Consider the following 19,920-nt stretch of genomic DNA (forward strand, 5'->3'; position numbering starts at 1 on the left):
AAAGTGCGGGCATCGTGAAAAATCTATGGCAAAGAAAGCCTTATGTTCTCATAACTGACGATTAAATCGCACCTTCCAAAAATCAGGTCAAAAGGTGCGCTGAGTGTGGGTAAAACATCAAGCGCGGCACCAACATGAAGCTCAACGCAGTGAGCCAGCCCCGCACTCTCTATATTCTGCCGAGCAACCCCAGCGTGATGCTTATTAAATTCTATGGTTGTCACGCTGCCATTCAGTGGCAAAGCCTGAGCCATACATATTGTGCTGTAGCCTCCCAGCGTTCCAATTTCAAGCACGCGAACCGCACCTGTCATCTGAATAAGGATCGCCAGCATTTTCCCCTGTAAGGCAGAGACATCATGCGCGGGAAGCCCCTGTACTGCGTTATTGGCAAGCGCGCTTTTCAACTCCGATCCTTCTGCTGCCAGCTTCCCGGCAAACCAGCAATCAACCTGCGCCCATTTATCAGAATCCAGGGAAGGGTAATCAGGAATTCGCATATAAGTCGACTCTCCATTAGTGATTTCATAATCAAGTTTAGATGCCCGGTGTGACAGTATGGAGGCGCTCAACTTCCCAGGTGATCAAAATGCAGTCTTAAGATACGCCCCGGAACCCTGATGACAAACCGGTTACCAGGAACCTTCCCCCACGGCGAAAGGTTCCTTATATACCTTAGCGATCCCCTGCTGGATGAGAGTAAAAACTACGGATACAAACCTCTGTCTTTGCGCGCCAGCAGAATGCGCTCGCAGGCCAGGGCATAGGCTGCGGTACGCAGGGTCACGTTCAGCGATTGCGCCTTATTCCATACCGTTTCCATTGCGCCTTGCATAATGGTGTCGAGCCGCCTGTCGATCTCTTCTTCGCTCCAGAAGAAGCTGGAAAAATCCTGCACCCACTCGAAATAGCTGACGGTCACGCCACCGGCGTTGGCAATCACATCCGGCACCACCACCACGCCACGCTGCTGCAAAATATCGTCGGCTTCCGGAAGCGTCGGACCATTCGCCCCTTCCAGCACCAGCTTACTGGTGAGCATGGCGGCACGTTCGGCGGTGATTTGCCCTTCCAGCGCCGCCGGGATCAAAATCTCATGCTCCACGGACCAGAAAGCGTCGTCAGAGATAGTGTCCGCACCCGGGAAGCTAAGAATGCCGCCCTGCGCTTTTTGCCAGGCGATCAGCGCCGGAATATCAATGCCTGCCGGGTGGTACAGGGTTCCGAACTGATCCTGCACCGCCACCACGCGGGCGCCATGCTGATGGAACAACTCCGCGCTGACGCTGCCAACATTACCAAAGCCCTGCACAGCCACACGACACTCGGCAACATTAATCCCCAGCGCCTGCGCGGTCTGGCATCCGGTCACGTACACCCCACGCCCGGTGGCTTTTACCCGCCCTAATGAGCCGCCAAGATGGACTGGCTTACCGGTCACCACGCCGGTGGACGGTTTGCCGACATTCATTGACCAGGTGTCCATCATCCACGCCATAATTTGCGCATTGGTTCCCACGTCCGGGGCCGGAATATCCTGCTGGGGACCAATAAAAACACCAATCTCGCTGGTGTAGCGGCGGGTCAGACGCTCAAGCTCTTTACGCGAGAGCGTGGTGGGATCAACGCGGACCCCACCCTTTGCGCCACCAAACGGCAGGTTCAGAGCAGCACATTTGATGGTCATCCATGCCGAGAGCGCCATCACTTCATCGAGGGTAACATCCGGGTGAAAACGAACCCCGCCCTTACCCGGCCCACGGGACAGGTTGTGCTGAACGCGATAACCTTCGAAATGGCGCACGCTGCCGTCATCCATTTCCAGTGGAATATCGACAATCAGCGCACGACGCGGATGACGCAGGGTATCGGCCCAGTGGCTGAGTTCGCCGAGTAACGGCAGAACCCGCTCAACCTGCGCAAGATAGATTGACCATGCCGAGTGACGCGCACCTGACACATAAGAGAGCTCAGACAAAACATACCTCCAGGAGTAGAAGACCAGTAACCATTTTGACTGGCATTAGGGTACTCCTCGCCCACGGGGTCAGCCCTCAGGAGATCGCTATAATGTCATAGGGAAATTTTATTGAGTCCGATGCGGTTTGATGCCCTCACCCCGGCCCTCTCCCACGGGGAGAGGGAGAATAAAGTGCCAGGGTGAGAGTTGGGATGAAGGGGAACAGAGACGCCGCTTCCGGCTACTTCTCGCTGAGGCCGAGTTTCTTTTCCAGATAGTGGATGTTGGTCCCACCGACCTGGAATTTCTCGTCGTTCATGATGCGGGTCTGAAGATCGACGTTGGTTTTGATACCGTCGATGATCAGTTCCTGAAGCGCGTTTTTCATGCGGGAAATCGCCACTTCACGGGTTTCGCCAAAGCAGATCAGTTTGCCGATCATTGAGTCATAGTACGGCGGTACGGTGTAACCGGCGTAAATATGCGATTCCCAGCGCACGCCAAAACCGCCCGGCGCATGGAAGCGGGTAATTTTACCCGGGCTCGGCAGGAAGGTGTTCGGGTCTTCGGCGTTAATACGGCATTCCACCGCATGGCCTTTGACCACCACATCTTCCTGTTTTACCGACAGCGGCTGACCGGCAGCAATACGCAACTGCTCTTTGATCAGATCCACGCCGGTGATCATTTCGGTAACCGGGTGCTCCACCTGAATACGGGTGTTCATTTCGATGAAATAGAACTCGCCGTTTTCGAACAGGAACTCAAAGGTACCCGCCCCACGGTAGCCGATGTCCACGCACGCTTTAGCGCAGCGGTCACCGATAAAGCTGCGCAGTTCCGGGGTGATGCCCGGCGCTGGCGCTTCTTCGACCACTTTCTGGTGGCGGCGCTGCATGGAGCAGTCGCGTTCAGCCAGATAGATGGCATTGCCCTGACCGTCTGCCAGCACCTGAATTTCGATATGGCGTGGGTTTTCCAGGTACTTCTCCATGTACACCATGTCGTTGCTGAAAGCCGCTTTCGCTTCCGCTTTGGTCATGGAGATGGACTGGGCCAGTTCAGCGTCGCTGCGCACCACGCGCATACCGCGACCGCCGCCGCCGGAGGCTTTGATGATAACCGGGTAGCCGATGCGTTTCGCATGGGCGCGGTTAACATCCATGTCCTCGCCCAGCGGGCCGTCAGAACCGGGAACCATCGGGACGCCAGCCTGTTTCATCGCGGTGATGGCGGACACTTTGTCGCCCATCAGGCGAATGGTGTCAGCTTTCGGGCCGATGAAAATAAAGCCGGACTGTTCAACCTGCTCGGCAAAGTTGGCGTTCTCGGAGAGAAAACCGTAGCCGGGGTGAATGGCCTCAGCGCCGGTGATCTCGGCAGCTGCGATGATCGCCGGGATGTTAAGGTAGCTTTTGACGGACTGTGCCGGGCCGATACAGACCGTCTCATCCGCCAGCAATACGTGTTTTAAATCGCGGTCCGCGGTGGAGTGCACGGCGACGGTCTTAATGCCCAGTTCTTTACAGGCACGCAGAATTCGCAGGGCAATCTCGCCACGGTTAGCGATGACAATTTTATCCAGCATCTTCGCCTCGTTATTCGATGATGACCAGCGGCTCGTCGAATTCAACCGGTTGACCGCTTTCGGCAAGGATGGCTTTAACCACACCCGCTTTATCTGCTTCGATCTGGTCCATCATTTTCATCGCTTCAACGATGCAGAGCGTGTCGCCCACGTTGACTTTCTGGCCCACTTCGCAGAACGCTTTCGCATCCGGGCTTGGGGTGCGATAGAAAGTCCCGACCATCGGGGAACGCACTAAATGACCACTGATTTGTGCAGGATTTGGCTCTGCCGCAGGTGCTGCTGGCGCAACCGCATTCGATAAGGTCGCAGGTTGTTGTGCTGCCGGCGCAATCAAGGCCTGTTGCGCTACGGGAAAAGCGGGGACCGCCAGGGCGCGGCTGATACGAACTGATTCTTCGCGTTCAGAAATTTCCAGTTCGCTGATACCTGATTTCTCAACCAGCTCAATCAATTTCTTAATCTTATCAATGTCCATAGGGGCTCTCTGTGGTTCTCTTTTATGATGACGAACGACGCCATTACCTCAATTACGCCAGAGTGTAGAAGAGGTTATAACAAAGCGCATCACGAAAGGGACATACAGAGATCAGGTGGGGTCATAACGAAATAGAGGGGATTACAGGAAACATTCAGATACTGAATACATTAAGCCCCGGCAGATGCCAGGGCCTGGTGTAAGAAGTAAAGCAAGTAGTGCAATGTTGTTTGGCCCCCCGGCGCTTATCTCCGGCACTCACTATATTGTGGCGTTAGCTCTGTCTGGGGTAGGGCCATCGTAGTCCATCAGATTAGTCTGATCAATAGTCAGTTGGTACCAGGATTACAGATTTATGATAGCGATCATAGTTTCCCAAAAACACCAATAGTGATTAACAATTAATCAACCCGATGGCAGGGCATTTGCACTAAACCCAACGGCGTAGTGCCGCAGGCGTGGGAGCCGATTTACTGAACGCTCTTTACGGGATTTAGCTTTTCTTCTGCCACACCCACGAACGGCCACTGTCACTCCCCCTTTGCCGGGGGAGTCTGTAGTGTGCAGAATACCGCCCTTTTTTTCGCATTTTCTGCCTTTTCCCTGCCCATTCTCCTTGCCCTGTTAACAAGCAGACATGCCGTCAATTGCACCAATTTAGCCATTAAAATTACTTATATTGCCGACAAAATGCGTGATCCAACGGGGTTTCACGCCTGGCACAAAAATGGCATGGAGAAAACAAACCTAACCAGTTAGTCAACAAACAGGGGTACAGGGAAATGAGCCAGATAATGTACACGCCAGAGTCTGCGGTAGTGTCACTGAAACCGACAGCCACGACCGCACGGCCCGCCATCAGGGTAAACCAGGCCAACGTGATTTATCCGGCTGCCGACCAGCCTGTTCATGCGCTCAAAGATATTAATCTGACCATCCGTCAGGGGGAGTTCGTCTCCTTTATCGGCCCTTCCGGCTGCGGTAAAACAACGCTTTTGCGGGCCATTGCCGACCTTGAGCCCATTACCTCCGGAGATGTGTTAGTCAATGATATGTCTCCCTCAGAGGCTCGCCAGGCGGGTGCCTATGGCTACGTGTTTCAGGCACCGGTACTACTGCCCTGGCGCACGGTGCTGAGCAACGTCATGCTGCCGCTGCAAATTCAGGGAGTTCCGCCGGAGCGCTGCGATGAAATAGCCCGCGAGCAACTGGCCCGCGTGGGGTTAAAAGGTTTTGAGAAGAAATTCCCGTGGCAGCTCTCGGGTGGGATGCAACAGCGAGTCTCTATTGCCCGCGCGCTGGGCTTCGAACCGAAAATTCTGATGATGGATGAACCCTTCGGCGCCCTGGATGAACTGACCCGCGACAACCTTAACCAGCAGTTACAACAGCTGTGGTTCAACGAGCAGCGCACCATGGTGTTTGTCACCCATTCCATTTCGGAAGCGGTCTATCTCTCCACTAAAATTGTGGTGATGTCGCCGCGTCCGGGGCGCATTGTGAAGGTGATAGATTCCCCTCTTCCCGCCCAGCGGACTCTGGAAATCCGCGATACCCCGGCATTTTTACAGCTGGCGACTGAGGTACGCGAGGCGCTGGTGGAGGGGCATCATGACCATTAACCGCCGTTTGCATCTCTACGCGCTCCCCGTGGGGACGGTGCTGCTGGCAGCGCTGATCCTCTGGTATCTGCTGGCCTTTGCGCTCAATGCCTCCGGGGTGATTGATCGGGTGCTGACGCCGCGCGGTCCCTGGACCAGCAGCGACTTAGTCTATGCGTCGCTTAACGCCAGCCGTCCGCTGTTGCCTGCCCCGCATCAAATCCTGATTGATATCTGGAACAGCATCAGCCAGTGGCCGCTCACATCGCCGCGTAATCTTCTGCTCCACACCTGGGTTACCGCCAGCGCTGCCCTGACAGGGTTTGCGATGGGGGTGGTGCTCGGTGTGCTGCTGGCGGTTTGTATCGTCCATTCCCGCACCTTAGATAAAGCGCTGATGCCATGGATTGTTGCCTCGCAAACCATCCCGGTGCTGGCCATTGCCCCTATCGTGCTGATTATTCTCGGCAGCGTTGGCATTACCGGCATGCTGCCAAAAGCGACCATCGCCATGTATCTGTGCTTCTTCCCGGTAACCATTGCCACCGTGCAGGGTCTGCGTTCACCACAAAAAATGGAGATGGAGCTGGTGCACACCTATGCCGCCCGTCGCGTCGATATCTTCTGGATGGTGCGTCTGCCCTCCTCGCTGCCGTATCTGTTTCCGGCTTTTCGCGTGGCGATTGCCAGCGGGCTGGTCGGCACCATGGTGGCAGAGTTGCCCACCGGAGCGCAGGCAGGTCTGGGGGCAAGGCTGCTGACCGGTTCTTATTACGGCAACACTATCCAGATTTGGTCTGCGCTGGTGATGGCCTCATTACTTGGCCTGGCCCTGACTGCGCTGGTGACCTTAACGGAACGCCTGGTGCTTCGCCAGCGTAAGGGGGTTTGATGAACAGCAAAGCGATACCTGGCACCCTGCTGTTGGTGGCGGCTTTTGTACTGGCCGTATTATCCCTGGTTCAATTGAGCCTCACGCCTGAGGCCTCCTCAGCACAGAATGCCTGCACCCTGTTGCTGCTCCTCAGCACGCTGCTGGCCTGCTCAACCTCCCGCCTGCGCACGTCGCTGTTTGCCGCCTGCCTTGCAGTCAGTGCGCTTTGGCTGATCTTATTGCCGTATCACGCCCTCAGCGCCAGCGTGCTGGCCTTACTTGCTATGGTGAGCGTGCAGCGACTGGCGCAGGCAACCGTTCCCGCTGGCGCCGTCGCCGGATTGCTCGGCCTGTGGTTGTTGTGGTTCTGGCAGATCCTGGTCACCGGATACGGCGTTCCGCAGGTCATTCTGCCTGCGCCGCTGGATATTCTGACGGCGCTGGTCGACAGCGTGTCGCTGCTGGCAGGCGATCTGGTGCAGACCGTGCTCAAGTCGGTGCTGGTGGGTTATCTGCTGGGCTGCGGCTTAGGGGTTGGCGTGGCGTTGCTTATCGACCGACTGCCGTTTTTGCAGCGAGGTCTGTTGCCTGTCGCCAGCCTGACCAGCACCGTACCGCTGGTGGGGGTCGCGCCTATTGCGGTGATGTGGTTTGGCTTTGACTGGCCGTCCAAAGCGGCGGTGGTCATCCTTGTCACCTTTTTCCCGGCCCTGGTCAGCACCCTGGCAGGACTTAAGGCCAGCGGCAAACTGGAGCAGGAATTAATGTACTGCTATGCCGCCACTCCGCGTCAGAACCTGCTAATGCTGCGTTTGCCCTCGGCGATGCCTTTCATTTTTAGCGCTCTGAAGGTCAATGCCACCCTGGCGCTGATCACCGCCATTGTGGCTGAGTATTTTGGTTCCCCCACCGCCGGGCTCGGATTTCGGATTTCCACCGAATCGGCGCGAATGCATATGCCGGTGGTGTGGTCAGCCATTGTGGTCTCCTCACTGGCCGGTTCACTGATTTACGCCCTGCTGGTGCGACTCGACCGGCGCGTCAATTTCTGGCATCCCTCCCTGCGCGGGGCAGATGCTTCGAAGTAAATAAAGAAAAACATGATGATGCACATTAACCCGAGGAGTTATCCAATGATGAAACGTTCTGCTTTTCGCCGGGGGTTGTTGCTGGCGGCAATGTCTGTCTCTTTCGCTTTTTCTGCACAGGCAGCAGAAAAGGTCACACTGCAATTGAAATGGTTGCCGCAGTCGCAGTTCGCCGGGTACTACGTGGCGCAGGAAAAAGGGTTCTACAAGCAGGAAGGGCTGGATGTCACCATCAAGCCTGGCGGGACGGATATCTCTCCGGTACAGGTAATTGCCGGTAAATCAGCGGACGTGATCGTCAACTGGCTGCCGGATGCGCTGGCATCACGCGAAGCAGGCGTACCGCTGGTAAACATTGCGCAGGTATACGACCGCTCCGGGATGATGCTGACCTGTAAAAAATCCAGCGGCATTACCACCCCGGCGGATTTCAAAGGCAAAACTCTCGGCGTGTGGTACGGCGGCAACGAGTATCCGTTCTTTAACTGGATGAACAAGCTGAACCTGAAACCGGGTAAAGATATCACCATCCTCAAACAGGGCTTTAACGTTGATCCACTGTTGCAGGATCAGGCCGCTTGTATCTCCACCATGAACTACAACGAATACTGGCAGTTGATCGACGCCGGGCTGAAAGAGTCGGATCTGATTACCTTCCCGTATGAAGATCAGGGCGTCTCAACGCTGGAAGACGGTTTGTACGTGCTGGCATCCGATCTGAAAGATCCGGCCTTCGTTGCCAAAATGGCGAAGTTCCTGAAAGCCTCATTTAAAGGCTGGGACTATGCGGTTAAGCATCCTGAAGAAGCGGCGAAAATTGTGGTCGCGGAAGACGCCTCCGGTTCGGCAACCGAAGAGGTACAAACCCGGCAGATGGAGAACGTGGCGAAACTGATTACCAACGCCAATACGCCGAAAATCGGTTACCTCGACCCGGCGGCCTACCGTCGCACCATCGACGTCCTGCTGCTTAGCGGTGGCGATACCCCGGTTATCAAAAAAGATCCGGGTGACAGCGCGATGACCCATGTCGTCTGGGACGCGGCGGCAAAACTGAAATAATCCTCACCATGCCAGGGACGGCGAATAAACAGGAGCCAGCCATGAACGAGGGATTTCTCAGCGGTGTCAGCGGGTCTCTGGACAAAGGCCGCATCCGCCAGGACAACGAAGCCATTATTTTACCTGCCGCCGAGCGCGTCTTTGCCCGCTACGGCTTTCGCGGCACCACCATGCAACAGATTGCCGATGCCGCCGAATTGCCAAAAGCCAATCTGCACTACTACTTCGGCAACAAACAGACCCTCTATTTACGCGTACTCGAGCGGATCCTGCAGGACTGGCTGGCCCCTCTGGAGGGGATCTCAGCCAGTGCAGACCCCAAAACAGCCCTGGCTGAGTACGTCGGTAAGAAAATCGCCTTCAGCTTTGAACGCCCGGAAGCCTCCCGCCTGTTTGCCAATGAGATCCTGCAGGGCGCGCAGGTGGTGCACCCGTTATTAAAAACCGCCTTACGCAGCCTGGTTGAGCAAAAAGCCCGCATCCTCGACAGCTGGATACTCGCCGGCACGCTGCGCCCCATGGATACCACCCACTTCTTCTTTACGGTCTGGTCGATGACCCAGACCTATGCCGACTTCGACATTCAGATTGCCGCCGTGCTGGGGGACAACTCGCGTAACAGAGCCGCCCAGGCTCGTGCTACCGAACATGTCATGAGCTGTATATGGCGGATTTGCGGCCTGGATGATGAAGAATAACTTTGCAGCCATTTGCAGCAAAAATATTCTATCGTGGTGCAAAACGCACCAAAAAGAGACAAAAAACAGATTCATTAAAACCGCTAATTTATAAAAACCCTGAATAGATGGGCTCTACGGCAAAAGCTCCGCAAATGGCACGCAATTAGCAAGGTTATTTCGTAAAAACTTAACCATATGGTCAGGATTTTAACGACAGGGAGCGATAACCCTGCTAACTATTCAGGAGAAGCAATGATGAGCAACGAATCAGGTATCAACGCGCCGGGGATCCAGTCCGGACGACGTGAACCCACTGCGTATGCCCGCGAGTTTGCGGATTGCGCCCCCCCTCTGAGTCCGGTGCAGGCAGTGACAGAAGCAGAACGCTGCCACTACTGTTTTGACGCCCCCTGCACCCGCGCCTGCCCGGCGGATATCGACGTCCCGAGCTTTATCCAGCGTATTGCCCAGGGCAACGACAGAGGCGCCGCCGAACTTATTCTTAGCGCCAATGTGTTAGGCGGCACCTGCTCCCGCGTCTGCCCGACCGAAACCCTGTGCGAGCAGGTTTGCGTGCGTAACGCCCAGGACGGGCGACCGCTGAACATTGCCCTGCTCCAGCGTCACGCGACCGACCACTACTTTGCCGCCCCCGGTAAACCGCTGTTTGTGCGGGCACCTGCCAGCGGTAAGCGGGTCGCCGTTGTCGGCGCAGGACCGGCAGGGCTGACAGTGGCCCACCAGCTTTCGCTTGCCGGACACGATATCGATCTTTTCGACGCCCACAGCAAAGCCGGCGGCCTCAATGAGTACGGTCTTGCCAGCTACAAAATCACCGATGACTTTGCCGCCAGAGAGGTGGCCTGGCTGCTGAGCACGGGCGGCATCACCGTCCATTACGGCAGGACACTGGGGGAAGATCTCAACCTCAGCCAGTTACGCGAAACCTATGATGCCGTGTTCCTGGGTCTCGGCTTAAGCGGGGTTAATCAACTGGAGAGTGACAGCCCGGAGCCTGATGGGGTGCGCGAAGCCGTGGATTTCATTGCCGAGCTGCGCCAGTGCAGCGACCTCAGCCAGATGCCGATAGGCCGCAATGTGGTGGTGATTGGCGGCGGGATGACCGCAGTCGATGCCGCCGTGCAGGCCAAAAAGCTCGGCGCACGAGAAGTGACCCTGGTCTATCGCCGGGGGGAAGCAGAAATGAAAGCTTCAGAAAAAGAGCAGCAGTGGGCCAGAGAATGCGGCGTAACCCTGCGCCTGTGGGCCGCTCCCCGCCACTTCGAGCAGCAAGACCATCAGCTTACCGGCGTGGTCTTTGATGTGATGCGCCAGGGGGCTAACGGACTGGAAGCCAGCGGCGAGCGCTTTACCCTGGCGGCAGACATGGTGCTGAAAGCCATAGGGCAGACCTTCGATCCCGCGCCTGTAGAACAGGCAATTCAGCTCAAACAAGGGCGCATTGCCACCGATGATGCCGGTCGTACCTCGCTGTCCGGCGTCTGGGCCGGGGGCGACTGTTGCTTCGGCGGCCTTGATCTCACTGTTGACGCGGTACGCATGGGCAAACTTGCTGCCCGTTCAATGGCTCTGCACCTGACGATTACTGAGGCTGATGCCGCTAACGCCACCTCTTTTAAGGAGCGCATTCATGGCTGATTTACAGACCGATTTTCTTGGCATTAAAAGTCCAAACCCTTTCTGGCTGGCCTCTGCGCCGCCAACCGACAAAGAGTACAACGTCGAGCGCGCGTTTCAGGCGGGCTGGGGCGGCGTGGTCTGGAAAACGCTCGGGCTGGATCCCCACGTGGTCAACGTCAGCGGCCCACGCTATGGCACGCTGCTCGGCACCGACAGGCGCATCCTTGGGCTTAATAACATTGAGCTGATTACCGACCGCACGCTGGCCATCAACCTGGAGGAGATCGCCCGCATCAAGCAACGCTGGCCCGATCGGGCGGTAGTGGTCTCGATCATGGTGCCCTGCGAGGAAGAGGCCTGGCGCACCATCCTGCCGCAGGTCGAAGCGACCGGAGCAGACGGGATTGAGCTGAACTTCGGTTGCCCGCACGGCATGAGTGAACGCGGTATGGGCGCGGCGGTCGGCCAGGTGCCGGAATATATCGAGCAGGTGACCCGCTGGTGCAAGCAGTATTGCAGCCTGCCGGTCATCGTCAAACTCACGCCCAATATTACGGATATTCGCTACCCGGCGCGCGCCGCGAAGGCGGGTGGTGCCGATGCGGTCTCGCTTATCAACACCATCAACTCGGTGATTGGCGTCGATCTCGACAGAATGTTGATGTCCCCGCATACCGGCAATCAGGGCTCCCACGGCGGCTATTGCGGCCCGGCGGTGAAGCCTATCGCACTCAATATGGTGTCTGAAATTGGTCGTGACCCGCAGACCCGTGGGCTGCCGATTTCCGGGATTGGCGGTATCTCAACCTGGCGCGATGCAGCTGAATTTATCGCGCTGGGCTGCGGGACGGTGCAGGTGTGCACTGCGGTGATGGTGCACGGCTTCCAGATTGTCCGCGACATGATAAGCGGCCTGGAAAACTACATGGATGAGAAGGGATTTCGCACGATTGAGGATTTTCGCGGTATGGCCTTGCCCAGCGTCACCGACTGGCGTTTCCTCAATCTCAACCACGTGGATAAGGCGGTAATTGACCAGCAGAGCTGCATCAAGTGCGGGCGCTGCCATCTGGTCTGCGAGGACACCTCCCACCAGGCGATTTCGGCCTTTACTGGTGATGACCGCCGCTTCGAAGTGCGTGAGGAAGATTGCGTCGGCTGCAATTTATGCGCCTCGATTTGCCCGGTAGAAAACTGTATTTCCCTGCGCAGCCTGCAGCCTGGCGAAGTGGACAAACGTACCGGCGCAGTGGTGACGGAAAGTTACGCCAACTGGACCACTCACCCGAATAACCCGATGGCGAAATCAGCCTGAGGTACAGCGCGCACGGTCAGTCCCCTTGCCCCTTTGGGAGAGGGTTAGGGTGAGGGGCAATGGCTACAGCAATGTCTGCCCACCCTCACCCCGGCCCTCTCCCTCAGGGAGAGGGAGAAAATCCACTCGCCCCTTTGGGGAGAGGGAGAAAACCATTCAATACAGCACTATGGAGAAAATAACACATGCGTAATCTGTTGATTAAAGGCGGGACCGTAGTGAACGCAGACCACCAGCGACGTGCCGATGTCCTGTGCGTCGACGGCGTCATTGCCGCAGTCGGCGATGCCTCATTGTGGGATATTCCCGCATCCACCGAAACCCTGGACGCAGGTGGGCTGTACGTGATGCCCGGCGGTATTGATCCTCATACCCATATGAATTTCCCCTTTATGGGAACCACCACCGTCGATGATTTCTACAGCGGTACGGCCGCCGCCCTCGCCGGTGGCACCACCACCATCATCGATTTTGTTATACCCAACCCACAGCAGCCGTTAATGGATGCTTATCGCCAGTGGCGCGGCTGGGCGGAAAAAGCCGCCTCTGACTACAGTTTTCATGTCGCCATCACCTGGTGGGATGAGAGCGTACGCCAGGATATGGGCACCCTGGTGCAGCAGGAAGGGGTAAACAGTTTCAAACACTTTATGGCCTATAAAAACGCCATCATGTGCGATGACGAAACCCTGATGAACAGCTTCCGCCGCTGCCTGGAGCTTGGGGCGATGCCAACCGTGCACGCGGAAAATGGCGAAATGGTTTATCTCCTGCAACAGGAATTACTCAAGCAAGGCATTAACGGGCCGGAAGGTCACCCCCTCTCCCGCCCGCCCGAGGTAGAAGGAGAAGCGGCAAACCGCGCCATCACCGTCGCCAGTATTATGGGCGTCCCCATTTACGTGGTACATGTATCCTGCCGCGAATCGGCAGAAGCCATCGCCCGGGCCCGTGGCCGTGGCCAGCGGGTGTATGGCGAGGTGCTGGCCGGGCATCTGGTCATCGACGACAGCGTCTATCGCCACCCGGATGCCGCTTTCGCTGCCGCCCATGTGATGAGTCCACCGTTTCGCGATAAGTCTCACCAGTCAGCGTTATGGCATGGCCTGCAATCGGGCCAGTTGCATACCACCGCCACCGACCACTGTACCTTCTGCGCCAGCCAGAAGGCTGCCGGTCTGGACAACTTCACCAAAATCCCGAACGGCTGCGGCGGCGTTGAAGAGCGCATGGCGGTGCTGTGGGATGCAGGCGTCAACAGCGGTCGTCTGACCGCGAGTGAGTTTGTGGCCATTACCTCTGCCAATACCGCCCGTCTGTTCAACATCTACCCACGCAAAGGCTGTGTTGCGCCCGGTGCCGATGCCGACCTGGTGCTGTGGGATCCACAGGGCAGCAAAACCCTCTCGGCCAGCAGCCATCACTCACGTAATGATTTCAATATCTTCGAAGGTCGCACGGTAACGGGCGTTCCTGCATACACCATAAGCCAGGGCAATGTGGTCTGGGCCGATGGCGAATTGCGTGTCCGTGAAGGGGCTGGTCGCTATATCAAACGTCCGGCTTTCGGGCCGGATTTCAGCGCCGCCGCCGTTTGGGAACGCCATCGCGCCCCCAAAGCCGTCGCCCGCTAATCATCTTTCTGGAGGAGTCAGTTATGAGCAGTGACGTTATTTCTGTAGACACCCGCAGCGTGGACATCAGTAACCTGCGGATTAACGGCGACCGTCTGTGGCAGTCGCTGATGGATCTGGCCAAAATTGGCGCAACAGCCAAAGGAGGCGTTTGTCGCCTGACGCTGACCGATCTCGACCGTCAGGGGCGTGATCTGGTGATCGGCTGGGGCAAAGCGGAGGGGCTATCGGTCGAAGTGGATCAAATTGGCAATGTGTTTATGCGCCGGGCCGGGAAAAACAACGCTCTGCTGCCCATCGTTGCCGGAAGCCATATCGATACCCAACCCACCGGCGGTAAGTTTGACGGCAATTTCGGGGTTCTCGCCGCGCTGGAGGTCATCCGCACCCTTAACGAACAGGGCATTGAAACGGATGCGCCGGTTGAGATGGTGTTCTGGACCAACGAAGAGGGTTCACGTTTTGTCCCGGTGATGATGGGCTCCGGCGTCTTCGCGGGTATTTTCCCGCTGGAAGTGGCTTACGCGGCGACCGATACCGAAGGCAAAACGGTGAAAGATGAGCTACTGAAGATTGGTTATGCCGGTGAAGCCATCCCCGGCGATCACCAGATTGGTGCCTATTTCGAAGCCCATATTGAGCAGGGCCCGATTCTGGAAGACAAAGAGACTGAAATTGGCGTGGTGCAGGCGGTGCTGGGTATCCGCTGGTATGACTGCATTGTAACAGGGATGGAATCACACGCGGGCCCGACGCCAATGGCCATGCGCCAGGATGCATTGCAGGTGGCCACGCGTATTATGCAGGAGGTGGTGAACATTGCCGGGCAGTTTGCTCCCCATGGTCGCGGTACCGTCGGCATGGTGCAGGTGCACCCTAACAGCCGAAACGTGGTGCCCGGCAGCGTCAAATTCTCCATCGATTTTCGCAATATGACCGATGGCGAAGTGGATGAGATGGATGCGGCATTAAAAGCCTTCCTGTTAAAAATCGAGCAGGAGACCGGCCTGGGCGTCGAGCTGAAGCTGGTATCCCAGTATCCCGCAGCCCCTTTTCATCCGTCCTGTAAAGACGCAGTGCGCAATGCGGCGCAAAAGCTGGGTTACTCCTCAATGGACATCGTTTCTGGCGCCGGCCACGATGCCGTTTATATGAGCATGCTCGCGCCTACGGGAATGATTTTTATTCCCTGTAAGGATGGCATCAGCCACAATGAGATAGAATATTCGTCACCGGAGCAGGTCACCGCCGGGGCAAATGTGCTATTACACGCTATGCTGGAAAAAGCCGGGGTGATTTCAGGAAAGTAGGCGGTTGTGGTTAAATTGTGACCCGGTTGCAGGCGATCGGGTCTTTGTTTATCGGATGCCAGGATCCGCCAGCAGATATTTCACGTTTTACCCCCCTGTTTATGCATAAGGGATTTGACTTAAGTCCCTCAGAAGTTTACAAAAGATGCTGCCTCTGTAAGACCCACTTGCGTCTTTGCCATTTCCGTCCAGGTTTCTGGTTAATCGGTCAGGGAAAATGATGGGCGTTAACCGGTTCGACCCGTAACCGGAATTGATATTTGCAGGCATCTGTATGGAGTATCCAATGTTTTCTTTTGTCGCCCGCCAGGCGATTTTTGATGAAAATATGAACACGGTCGGCTATGAGCTGTTGTTCAGAGACAGTATGACGAACCGGTTTCCTGACGTGAGTCCGGAATATGCCACTGCCCAAATTATCGTCGAACAATTTCTTGGCGCGCCCCTTGGCCGTCTTAAGGAATACAGCGCCATTTTCGTCAACTTTCCTTACGAGCTGCTGGTTCAGGGCATGGCGGAAACCTTGCCGAAAGATCGCGTTATCGTCGAGATACTCGAAACTGCTGAACCCACGCCACGCCTGCTGAAAACGGTAAAACAGCTTTCAAAACATGGTTTTCGCATTGCGCTGGATGACTTCGAACTTGGCGACACCTGGAATGAGTTTCTTCCCTATGTCAGCATCATCAAGTTCGATGTGCGGGTCAATACGCCGGATGAGATCCAGCAATATATTGAAGACAAAGCCGATTTGCTCGATGGGACGGTTTTTCTGGCAGAGAAGGTTGAAACCCTCGAAGAGTATGAGTGTTTCCGTAGCCTCGGTTGTACGCTGTTTCAGGGCCATTTTTTCAGTAAACCAGTTATCCATGCCAACAACAAACTGATTCAGAATCAGACCGTCACGCTGAAACTGATGAAAGAAGCCAACGCGGATTCTCCGGATTTTGGCAAAATCGAAGAGCTGTTAAAGCAGGATCTGGCCCTCTCCTTTAAGCTCATGCGCTATGCGCAGAACATCGTTTTCAACGCCCGCGGCAGCAACAATTTCCGCAGCCAGTCGTTAAAAGACATCATTTTTTATCTCGGCACCAATGAGTTACGCCGCTTTGTGATGGTTGCCTGCCTGACCTCGGTGAATGTGGTCAAAACGGATGAGATTTATCACCAGTGCCTGATCCGCGGCAAGTTCTGCGAGCTGGCGGCGGCGCGCTCCATCAGCCGTAACTCGTCCGATGATGCGTTTATCGTCGGTCTCTTTTCGCAGTTAGACAGCATTTTTGAGATGCCAATGGCTGACCTGATTGGCCAGATTGATGTTTCGGCGAACGTAATGATGGCGCTGAAAGAGCAGCGTGGCCCGCTTTACACTTACCTGCATCTTGCGATGCTGTACGAAAGTCATAAGTGGGAAGAGGTCAGTGCCCTCGGCCAGCGTCTGGGAATGAACCGCAGCGTGGTCGCCGAACTGATTAAGACCGCCACTCAATGGGCGGATGATATTCCGACCGGCGTCGCCAGTTGACCCCGGCGTTAAAACAAAAAACCAGAGGATTTCGCCTCTGGTTTTTTTTTCGCCTTAGCCTCGCTCGTCCTTCGGCCCGAGGAACAGGAAGCCAAAGGGCAGCGAACCGATAACCGTGAACACCAGGCTGTAGATAAACACCCACAGACCCTGCAGAATAAACATCGACGTCGACCATTCAGACATCGGCAGATCGTACTCATCGACAACGCCGCTAAAGGTCGCGTAACCGATGACACTGGTTGCCACCAGCCAGACAATAATGGCCGCCGTGATAAATTTTTTCCCCTCCGGGGTACGCAGTTTTTCCAGCATAACGTCTTCCTTTATGATTGCAGGTGATGCACTTTTCTTCGCGATGGTCGCGGATGGGCTCCGGCTAAGCGGAGCCGCACCGGTTAAAAGGTCAGGTTAACTTTCGCCCAGTATGTCCTTCCCGGTTCATTAACCGCCTGGCTGGATGAGTAACCAAAACTGCTGTTACCCGCCAGATTGAGGTGCTCACTGTAAGCTTTGTCGAACAGGTTATCCACTCCGGCACTGAGCTTAACGTTCTTATTAACCCGCCAGGCGGTGTTGGCGGAAAAGATAGCAAATCCGTCACTACTGGCGAAATCTTTCCCCACCACGTTGCCTTCATTGATGGCCACACGATGCTGACTGCTGACCAGGCGCAGCAACCCGGTCGTGCTCCAGTCACCCCGTTCATAGCTCAGTCCCAGCCGCGCTTCAACGGGAGGTTGCTGAGGTAACGGCTGGTGGTCATCGGTGTTTTCTCCCCACGACCAGGCCAGACTGGCATCGGTTTTCCATTGGTCAGTCAGCCGGTAACTGACTCCCGCTTCCGCGCCCATAATGGTGGCATTGACGTTATCGGCCTGACTTACCCGGCTGTTGCTGGCGTCGTAGCGGAACAGAATAAAATCGTTCACCCGCCCGACATACGCCGACACCCAGCTATCGAAGCGCTCCCCGCTGTACTGCGCGCCAATATCAATTTGGGTCGTTTTTTCACTTTTGAGCTGGTCAAAGGCACCACTGGCACCGTCCGGACCAAAAGTTGGCGAGAACAGCTCCCAGTAATCCGGGAAGCGCTCGGTGTAGCCAAGCCCGGCATATAACATCACTGGCATCCCGCTGAGGGTATGTTCGTAACGCACAAACCCGGCTGGCAGCGTGGCTGAACGCTCGCTGGCCCCGCTACCGCTCTCATTGTCGACCTTCACGCTGTCCAGCCGCAGACCGCCAGTCACTTTACTCTGTTCGGTTGCAAGCAAGGTCAGTTCGCTGAACACTCCGTAATCGTGGAAGCGCGCATCCTTCTGCCAGCCGCTCTCTTCTTTACTGCGATGAGTATTCAACTGGAAATCGGCGCCACTGCGCAGTTCATAGTCGCGCCAGAGCCAGGTCGCCTGAGTTCGCCCGCCTACCGTGCGCCGGTCGAGCTGCATCGCCATGGGCATACTCATGCTCATCATTGAGCCCATCCCCATCCCGCCGCCGGACATACCGCCTGACGAGGGTGAACGTAATGAGTAGTTATCCATAATGTGATTGGCATAGTTGTAGTAAAGATTCGCTTCGAGCTTGTCTAACACCTCGCCAATAGAGGATTTTTCAAAACGCGCCCCCAGACTCTCACGCTTAAACTGTGAGCCGTCCATGCTGCGACCGGCATAGCGCGCTTCGCCATCCCCCCGCCCGGCGGTCAGCTCAACCAGCGTATCTTTATCCGGCGTCCAGCCGAGCGCCATATCCGCATTCCATTTATCCCATTTCGAAGGCACCCGTGCGCCGCTGCCATCCTTGTAATCACTGGCGCGGGACTGATTGCCGATAAGCCGCAGATAACCCTCTTCACTGCCAAGACTCAGATCGGCATTTTTATCCAGCCTGTCGTTAGAGGCCGCCAGCACACTGGCGTTGCCCTGAATACCGGGCTTATCAAAGCGCGGCGTGTCACGGTCAAACCGCAGCGTACCGGCAGAATTACCCGGCCCCCAGAGCACGGTTTGCGGCCCTTTAATCAGCGTCAGGAGATCAAAACTCTCCGGGGAGATATACGAGCTCGGCGCGTCCATCCTCGCCGGGCAGGCGCCGAGCATTTCGCCGTTGTTGGTCAGGATCCGCAGACGGGAGCCGAACATGCCGCGAAACACCGGATCGCCATTGGTCCCACCGTTACGGATCTGCGAAAAACCGGGGATCGTTTTCAGGTAATCCGACCCGTCGCTGGCCGGGACGGGCTGACGCGGCGTTTTCAGTGAAGTGGTCACTTCAAGGGGAGAGGTCACCGGGGCGGTGACGACCATGACCGCATCATCATTCATCACTCCGTGATCGTGCTGTTCCTGCGCCCATAAGGTCGGTGAAGCAAGCGCCATCAATACCAGCGTGGCGCCGGGAGTGCGCACAAAATTATGTAATTTCATTCAGTTGCCTGTGCTGTTTTTAAGGCGTAGCGCGTCGCAGCTTTTCATTACTGAAGCTGTTTTTAAGGCACAAAACGCCCGGATTAATGTTAGGTATTAGCAATCAAACACATAACAGCAAGGCGGGGCACGGGCAGACTTTGGATCCCAGGGGCGAAAGATAAGCGGGCAGCGTAAAGCGGGAAAGGCCGATGACGGAACGCATATCCGCCATAGCCAGAGCAGCACCGCCAGAACGAATAGCACAAAGGGAAGATGGATCAATAGCTGGCAATAGCCGCAGGCAATATCTTCCATCAATGATTGCCCGGCGCCAGCGGATAAAAAGTGATGGGGCGCGGGCGGGGAATCACATGCGGCGGCGGTCGTTTCAGCGTGGTGCATTCCGTGCATATCCATGTTCATCATGGCAGTTGCAGGCTGGCACGGAGTATGGTGCTGCAAGGATTTCGAGACAACGGGCGCGACAAACAGCATGGCGACGGCGAGAAGCGCCAGCCATGCTGAAAGTGTGTTGAAAAAATTGCGCCCGTACACGGTGATACCAGGAATGATTATCAATCAGGCGAGTGTATCTTATGCCGGTTTCAAATGTTACAAAAACCTTCGGCCCGCTTCCCCTGTCAGGGTGTGCATACAGAGTACGCCCTTAATCGGGAGCCTGTACATAAAATTGTGTAATTGCCTGATTTTGATATGTTCAATCCAACATCAAAAGCAGGTTAATTTATG

General features: G+C 56.1%; 16 protein-coding genes and 1 pseudogene. 10 read left to right on the plus strand and 7 right to left on the minus strand.

Annotated features, from left to right (window positions below; translation table 11 throughout):
- Window positions 1–59 precede the first annotated feature (59 nt).
- The 4 genes and pseudogenes from ACSZO4_RS17940 to accB form a co-directional block, all read right to left on the minus strand.
- Window positions 60–500 (minus strand): annotated as a pseudogene (locus ACSZO4_RS17940) (O-methyltransferase); the annotation flags it as partial.
- A 206-nt stretch (window positions 501–706) separates the two neighbouring features.
- Window positions 707–1,978 (minus strand): Glu/Leu/Phe/Val family dehydrogenase, encoded by a 1,272-nt coding sequence (locus tag ACSZO4_RS17945; protein WP_437890392.1) that lies wholly within the window; start codon window positions 1,976–1,978, stop codon window positions 707–709.
- Between the two features lie 223 nt (window positions 1,979–2,201).
- Entirely contained in the window at window positions 2,202–3,548 is a 1,347-nt protein-coding gene (accC, locus tag ACSZO4_RS17950) for an acetyl-CoA carboxylase biotin carboxylase subunit (RefSeq protein WP_437890393.1), read from the minus strand.
- A gap of 10 nt (window positions 3,549–3,558) precedes the next feature.
- Window positions 3,559–4,026, minus strand: coding sequence for an acetyl-CoA carboxylase biotin carboxyl carrier protein (gene accB / locus ACSZO4_RS17955; RefSeq protein WP_437890394.1), 468 nt, complete (start codon window positions 4,024–4,026; stop codon window positions 3,559–3,561).
- 782 nt (window positions 4,027–4,808) lie between these two features.
- Here accB and ACSZO4_RS17960 point away from each other — a divergent pair.
- The 10 genes from ACSZO4_RS17960 to ACSZO4_RS18005 all read left to right on the plus strand — a co-directional run bounded on the left by ACSZO4_RS17960 (window position 4,809) and on the right by ACSZO4_RS18005 (window position 16,756).
- Window positions 4,809–5,648, plus strand: a complete 840-nt coding sequence (locus ACSZO4_RS17960; RefSeq protein ID WP_437890395.1) for an ABC transporter ATP-binding protein — start codon at window positions 4,809–4,811, stop codon at window positions 5,646–5,648.
- The gene (locus ACSZO4_RS17965; RefSeq protein ID WP_437890396.1) at window positions 5,638–6,519 is read left to right on the plus strand and encodes an ABC transporter permease; all 882 of its coding nucleotides are present in this window, start codon (window positions 5,638–5,640) and stop codon (window positions 6,517–6,519) included. Before ACSZO4_RS17960 ends, ACSZO4_RS17965 begins: the two co-directional genes overlap by 11 nt.
- Window positions 6,519–7,589 carry an ABC transporter permease gene (locus ACSZO4_RS17970; protein WP_437890397.1) on the plus strand — a complete coding sequence of 357 codons (1,071 nt, stop codon included), beginning with the start codon at window positions 6,519–6,521 and terminating at the stop codon, window positions 7,587–7,589. The genes ACSZO4_RS17965 and ACSZO4_RS17970 overlap by 1 nt, the downstream gene beginning before the upstream one ends.
- Window positions 7,590–7,634: 45 nt before the next feature.
- On the plus strand, window positions 7,635–8,651 hold the full coding sequence (locus ACSZO4_RS17975) for an ABC transporter substrate-binding protein (RefSeq protein WP_437890398.1): 1,017 nt from the start codon (window positions 7,635–7,637) through the stop codon (window positions 8,649–8,651).
- A gap of 41 nt (window positions 8,652–8,692) precedes the next feature.
- Window positions 8,693–9,349 (plus strand): TetR family transcriptional regulator C-terminal domain-containing protein, encoded by a 657-nt coding sequence (locus ACSZO4_RS17980; RefSeq protein WP_437890399.1) that lies wholly within the window; start codon window positions 8,693–8,695, stop codon window positions 9,347–9,349.
- A gap of 234 nt (window positions 9,350–9,583) precedes the next feature.
- Complete coding sequence (locus ACSZO4_RS17985) at window positions 9,584–10,990, plus strand: NAD(P)-dependent oxidoreductase (protein ID WP_437890400.1); 1,407 nt, start codon at window positions 9,584–9,586, stop codon at window positions 10,988–10,990.
- Window positions 10,983–12,287 carry an NAD-dependent dihydropyrimidine dehydrogenase subunit PreA gene (preA, locus tag ACSZO4_RS17990; protein WP_437890401.1) on the plus strand — a complete coding sequence of 435 codons (1,305 nt, stop codon included), beginning with the start codon at window positions 10,983–10,985 and terminating at the stop codon, window positions 12,285–12,287. Before ACSZO4_RS17985 ends, preA begins: the two co-directional genes overlap by 8 nt.
- Before the next feature lie 185 nt (window positions 12,288–12,472).
- Entirely contained in the window at window positions 12,473–13,921 is a 1,449-nt protein-coding gene (gene hydA / locus ACSZO4_RS17995; protein WP_437890402.1) for a dihydropyrimidinase, read from the plus strand.
- 23 nt (window positions 13,922–13,944) lie between these two features.
- The gene (locus ACSZO4_RS18000) at window positions 13,945–15,231 is read left to right on the plus strand and encodes a Zn-dependent hydrolase (protein ID WP_437890403.1); all 1,287 of its coding nucleotides are present in this window, start codon (window positions 13,945–13,947) and stop codon (window positions 15,229–15,231) included.
- Between the two features lie 286 nt (window positions 15,232–15,517).
- On the plus strand, window positions 15,518–16,756 hold the full coding sequence (locus ACSZO4_RS18005) for an EAL and HDOD domain-containing protein (RefSeq protein ID WP_437890404.1): 1,239 nt from the start codon (window positions 15,518–15,520) through the stop codon (window positions 16,754–16,756).
- A gap of 54 nt (window positions 16,757–16,810) precedes the next feature.
- Here ACSZO4_RS18005 and ACSZO4_RS18010 read toward each other — a convergent pair whose 3' ends face one another.
- The 3 genes from ACSZO4_RS18010 to ACSZO4_RS18020 all read right to left on the minus strand — a co-directional run bounded on the left by ACSZO4_RS18010 (window position 16,811) and on the right by ACSZO4_RS18020 (window position 19,725).
- Complete coding sequence (locus ACSZO4_RS18010) at window positions 16,811–17,071, minus strand: DUF2534 family protein (RefSeq protein ID WP_437890405.1); 261 nt, start codon at window positions 17,069–17,071, stop codon at window positions 16,811–16,813.
- Between the two features lie 83 nt (window positions 17,072–17,154).
- Complete coding sequence (locus ACSZO4_RS18015) at window positions 17,155–19,188, minus strand: TonB-dependent copper receptor (protein ID WP_437890406.1); 2,034 nt, start codon at window positions 19,186–19,188, stop codon at window positions 17,155–17,157.
- Window positions 19,189–19,284: 96 nt separating this feature from the next.
- Entirely contained in the window at window positions 19,285–19,725 is a 441-nt protein-coding gene (locus ACSZO4_RS18020) for a DUF2946 domain-containing protein (RefSeq protein WP_437890407.1), read from the minus strand.
- Between the last annotated feature and the right edge of the window lie 195 nt (window positions 19,726–19,920).

The sequence above is a fragment of the Phytobacter sp. V91 genome, from assembly GCF_965644225.1.
In the GTDB taxonomy this organism is placed as follows: domain Bacteria; phylum Pseudomonadota; class Gammaproteobacteria; order Enterobacterales; family Enterobacteriaceae; genus CBFFRJ01.

Coding starts and splice junctions, on each gene's coding strand:
- preA (WP_437890401.1), top strand. CDS start 10,983: ATGGCTGATTTACAGACCGATTTTCTTGGCATTAAAAGTCCAAACCCT.
- ACSZO4_RS18000 (WP_437890403.1), top strand. CDS start 13,945: ATGAGCAGTGACGTTATTTCTGTAGACACCCGCAGCGTGGACATCAGT.
- ACSZO4_RS17970 (WP_437890397.1), top strand. CDS start 6,519: ATGAACAGCAAAGCGATACCTGGCACCCTGCTGTTGGTGGCGGCTTTT.
- ACSZO4_RS18010 (WP_437890405.1), bottom strand. CDS start 17,071: ATGCTGGAAAAACTGCGTACCCCGGAGGGGAAAAAATTTATCACGGCG.
- ACSZO4_RS17980 (WP_437890399.1), top strand. CDS start 8,693: ATGAACGAGGGATTTCTCAGCGGTGTCAGCGGGTCTCTGGACAAAGGC.
- ACSZO4_RS17960 (WP_437890395.1), top strand. CDS start 4,809: ATGAGCCAGATAATGTACACGCCAGAGTCTGCGGTAGTGTCACTGAAA.
- ACSZO4_RS18015 (WP_437890406.1), bottom strand. CDS start 19,188: ATGAAATTACATAATTTTGTGCGCACTCCCGGCGCCACGCTGGTATTG.
- ACSZO4_RS17965 (WP_437890396.1), top strand. CDS start 5,638: ATGACCATTAACCGCCGTTTGCATCTCTACGCGCTCCCCGTGGGGACG.
- ACSZO4_RS18005 (WP_437890404.1), top strand. CDS start 15,518: ATGTTTTCTTTTGTCGCCCGCCAGGCGATTTTTGATGAAAATATGAAC.
- ACSZO4_RS17985 (WP_437890400.1), top strand. CDS start 9,584: ATGATGAGCAACGAATCAGGTATCAACGCGCCGGGGATCCAGTCCGGA.
- hydA (WP_437890402.1), top strand. CDS start 12,473: ATGCGTAATCTGTTGATTAAAGGCGGGACCGTAGTGAACGCAGACCAC.
- ACSZO4_RS17975 (WP_437890398.1), top strand. CDS start 7,635: ATGATGAAACGTTCTGCTTTTCGCCGGGGGTTGTTGCTGGCGGCAATG.
- accB (WP_437890394.1), bottom strand. CDS start 4,026: ATGGACATTGATAAGATTAAGAAATTGATTGAGCTGGTTGAGAAATCA.
- accC (WP_437890393.1), bottom strand. CDS start 3,548: ATGCTGGATAAAATTGTCATCGCTAACCGTGGCGAGATTGCCCTGCGA.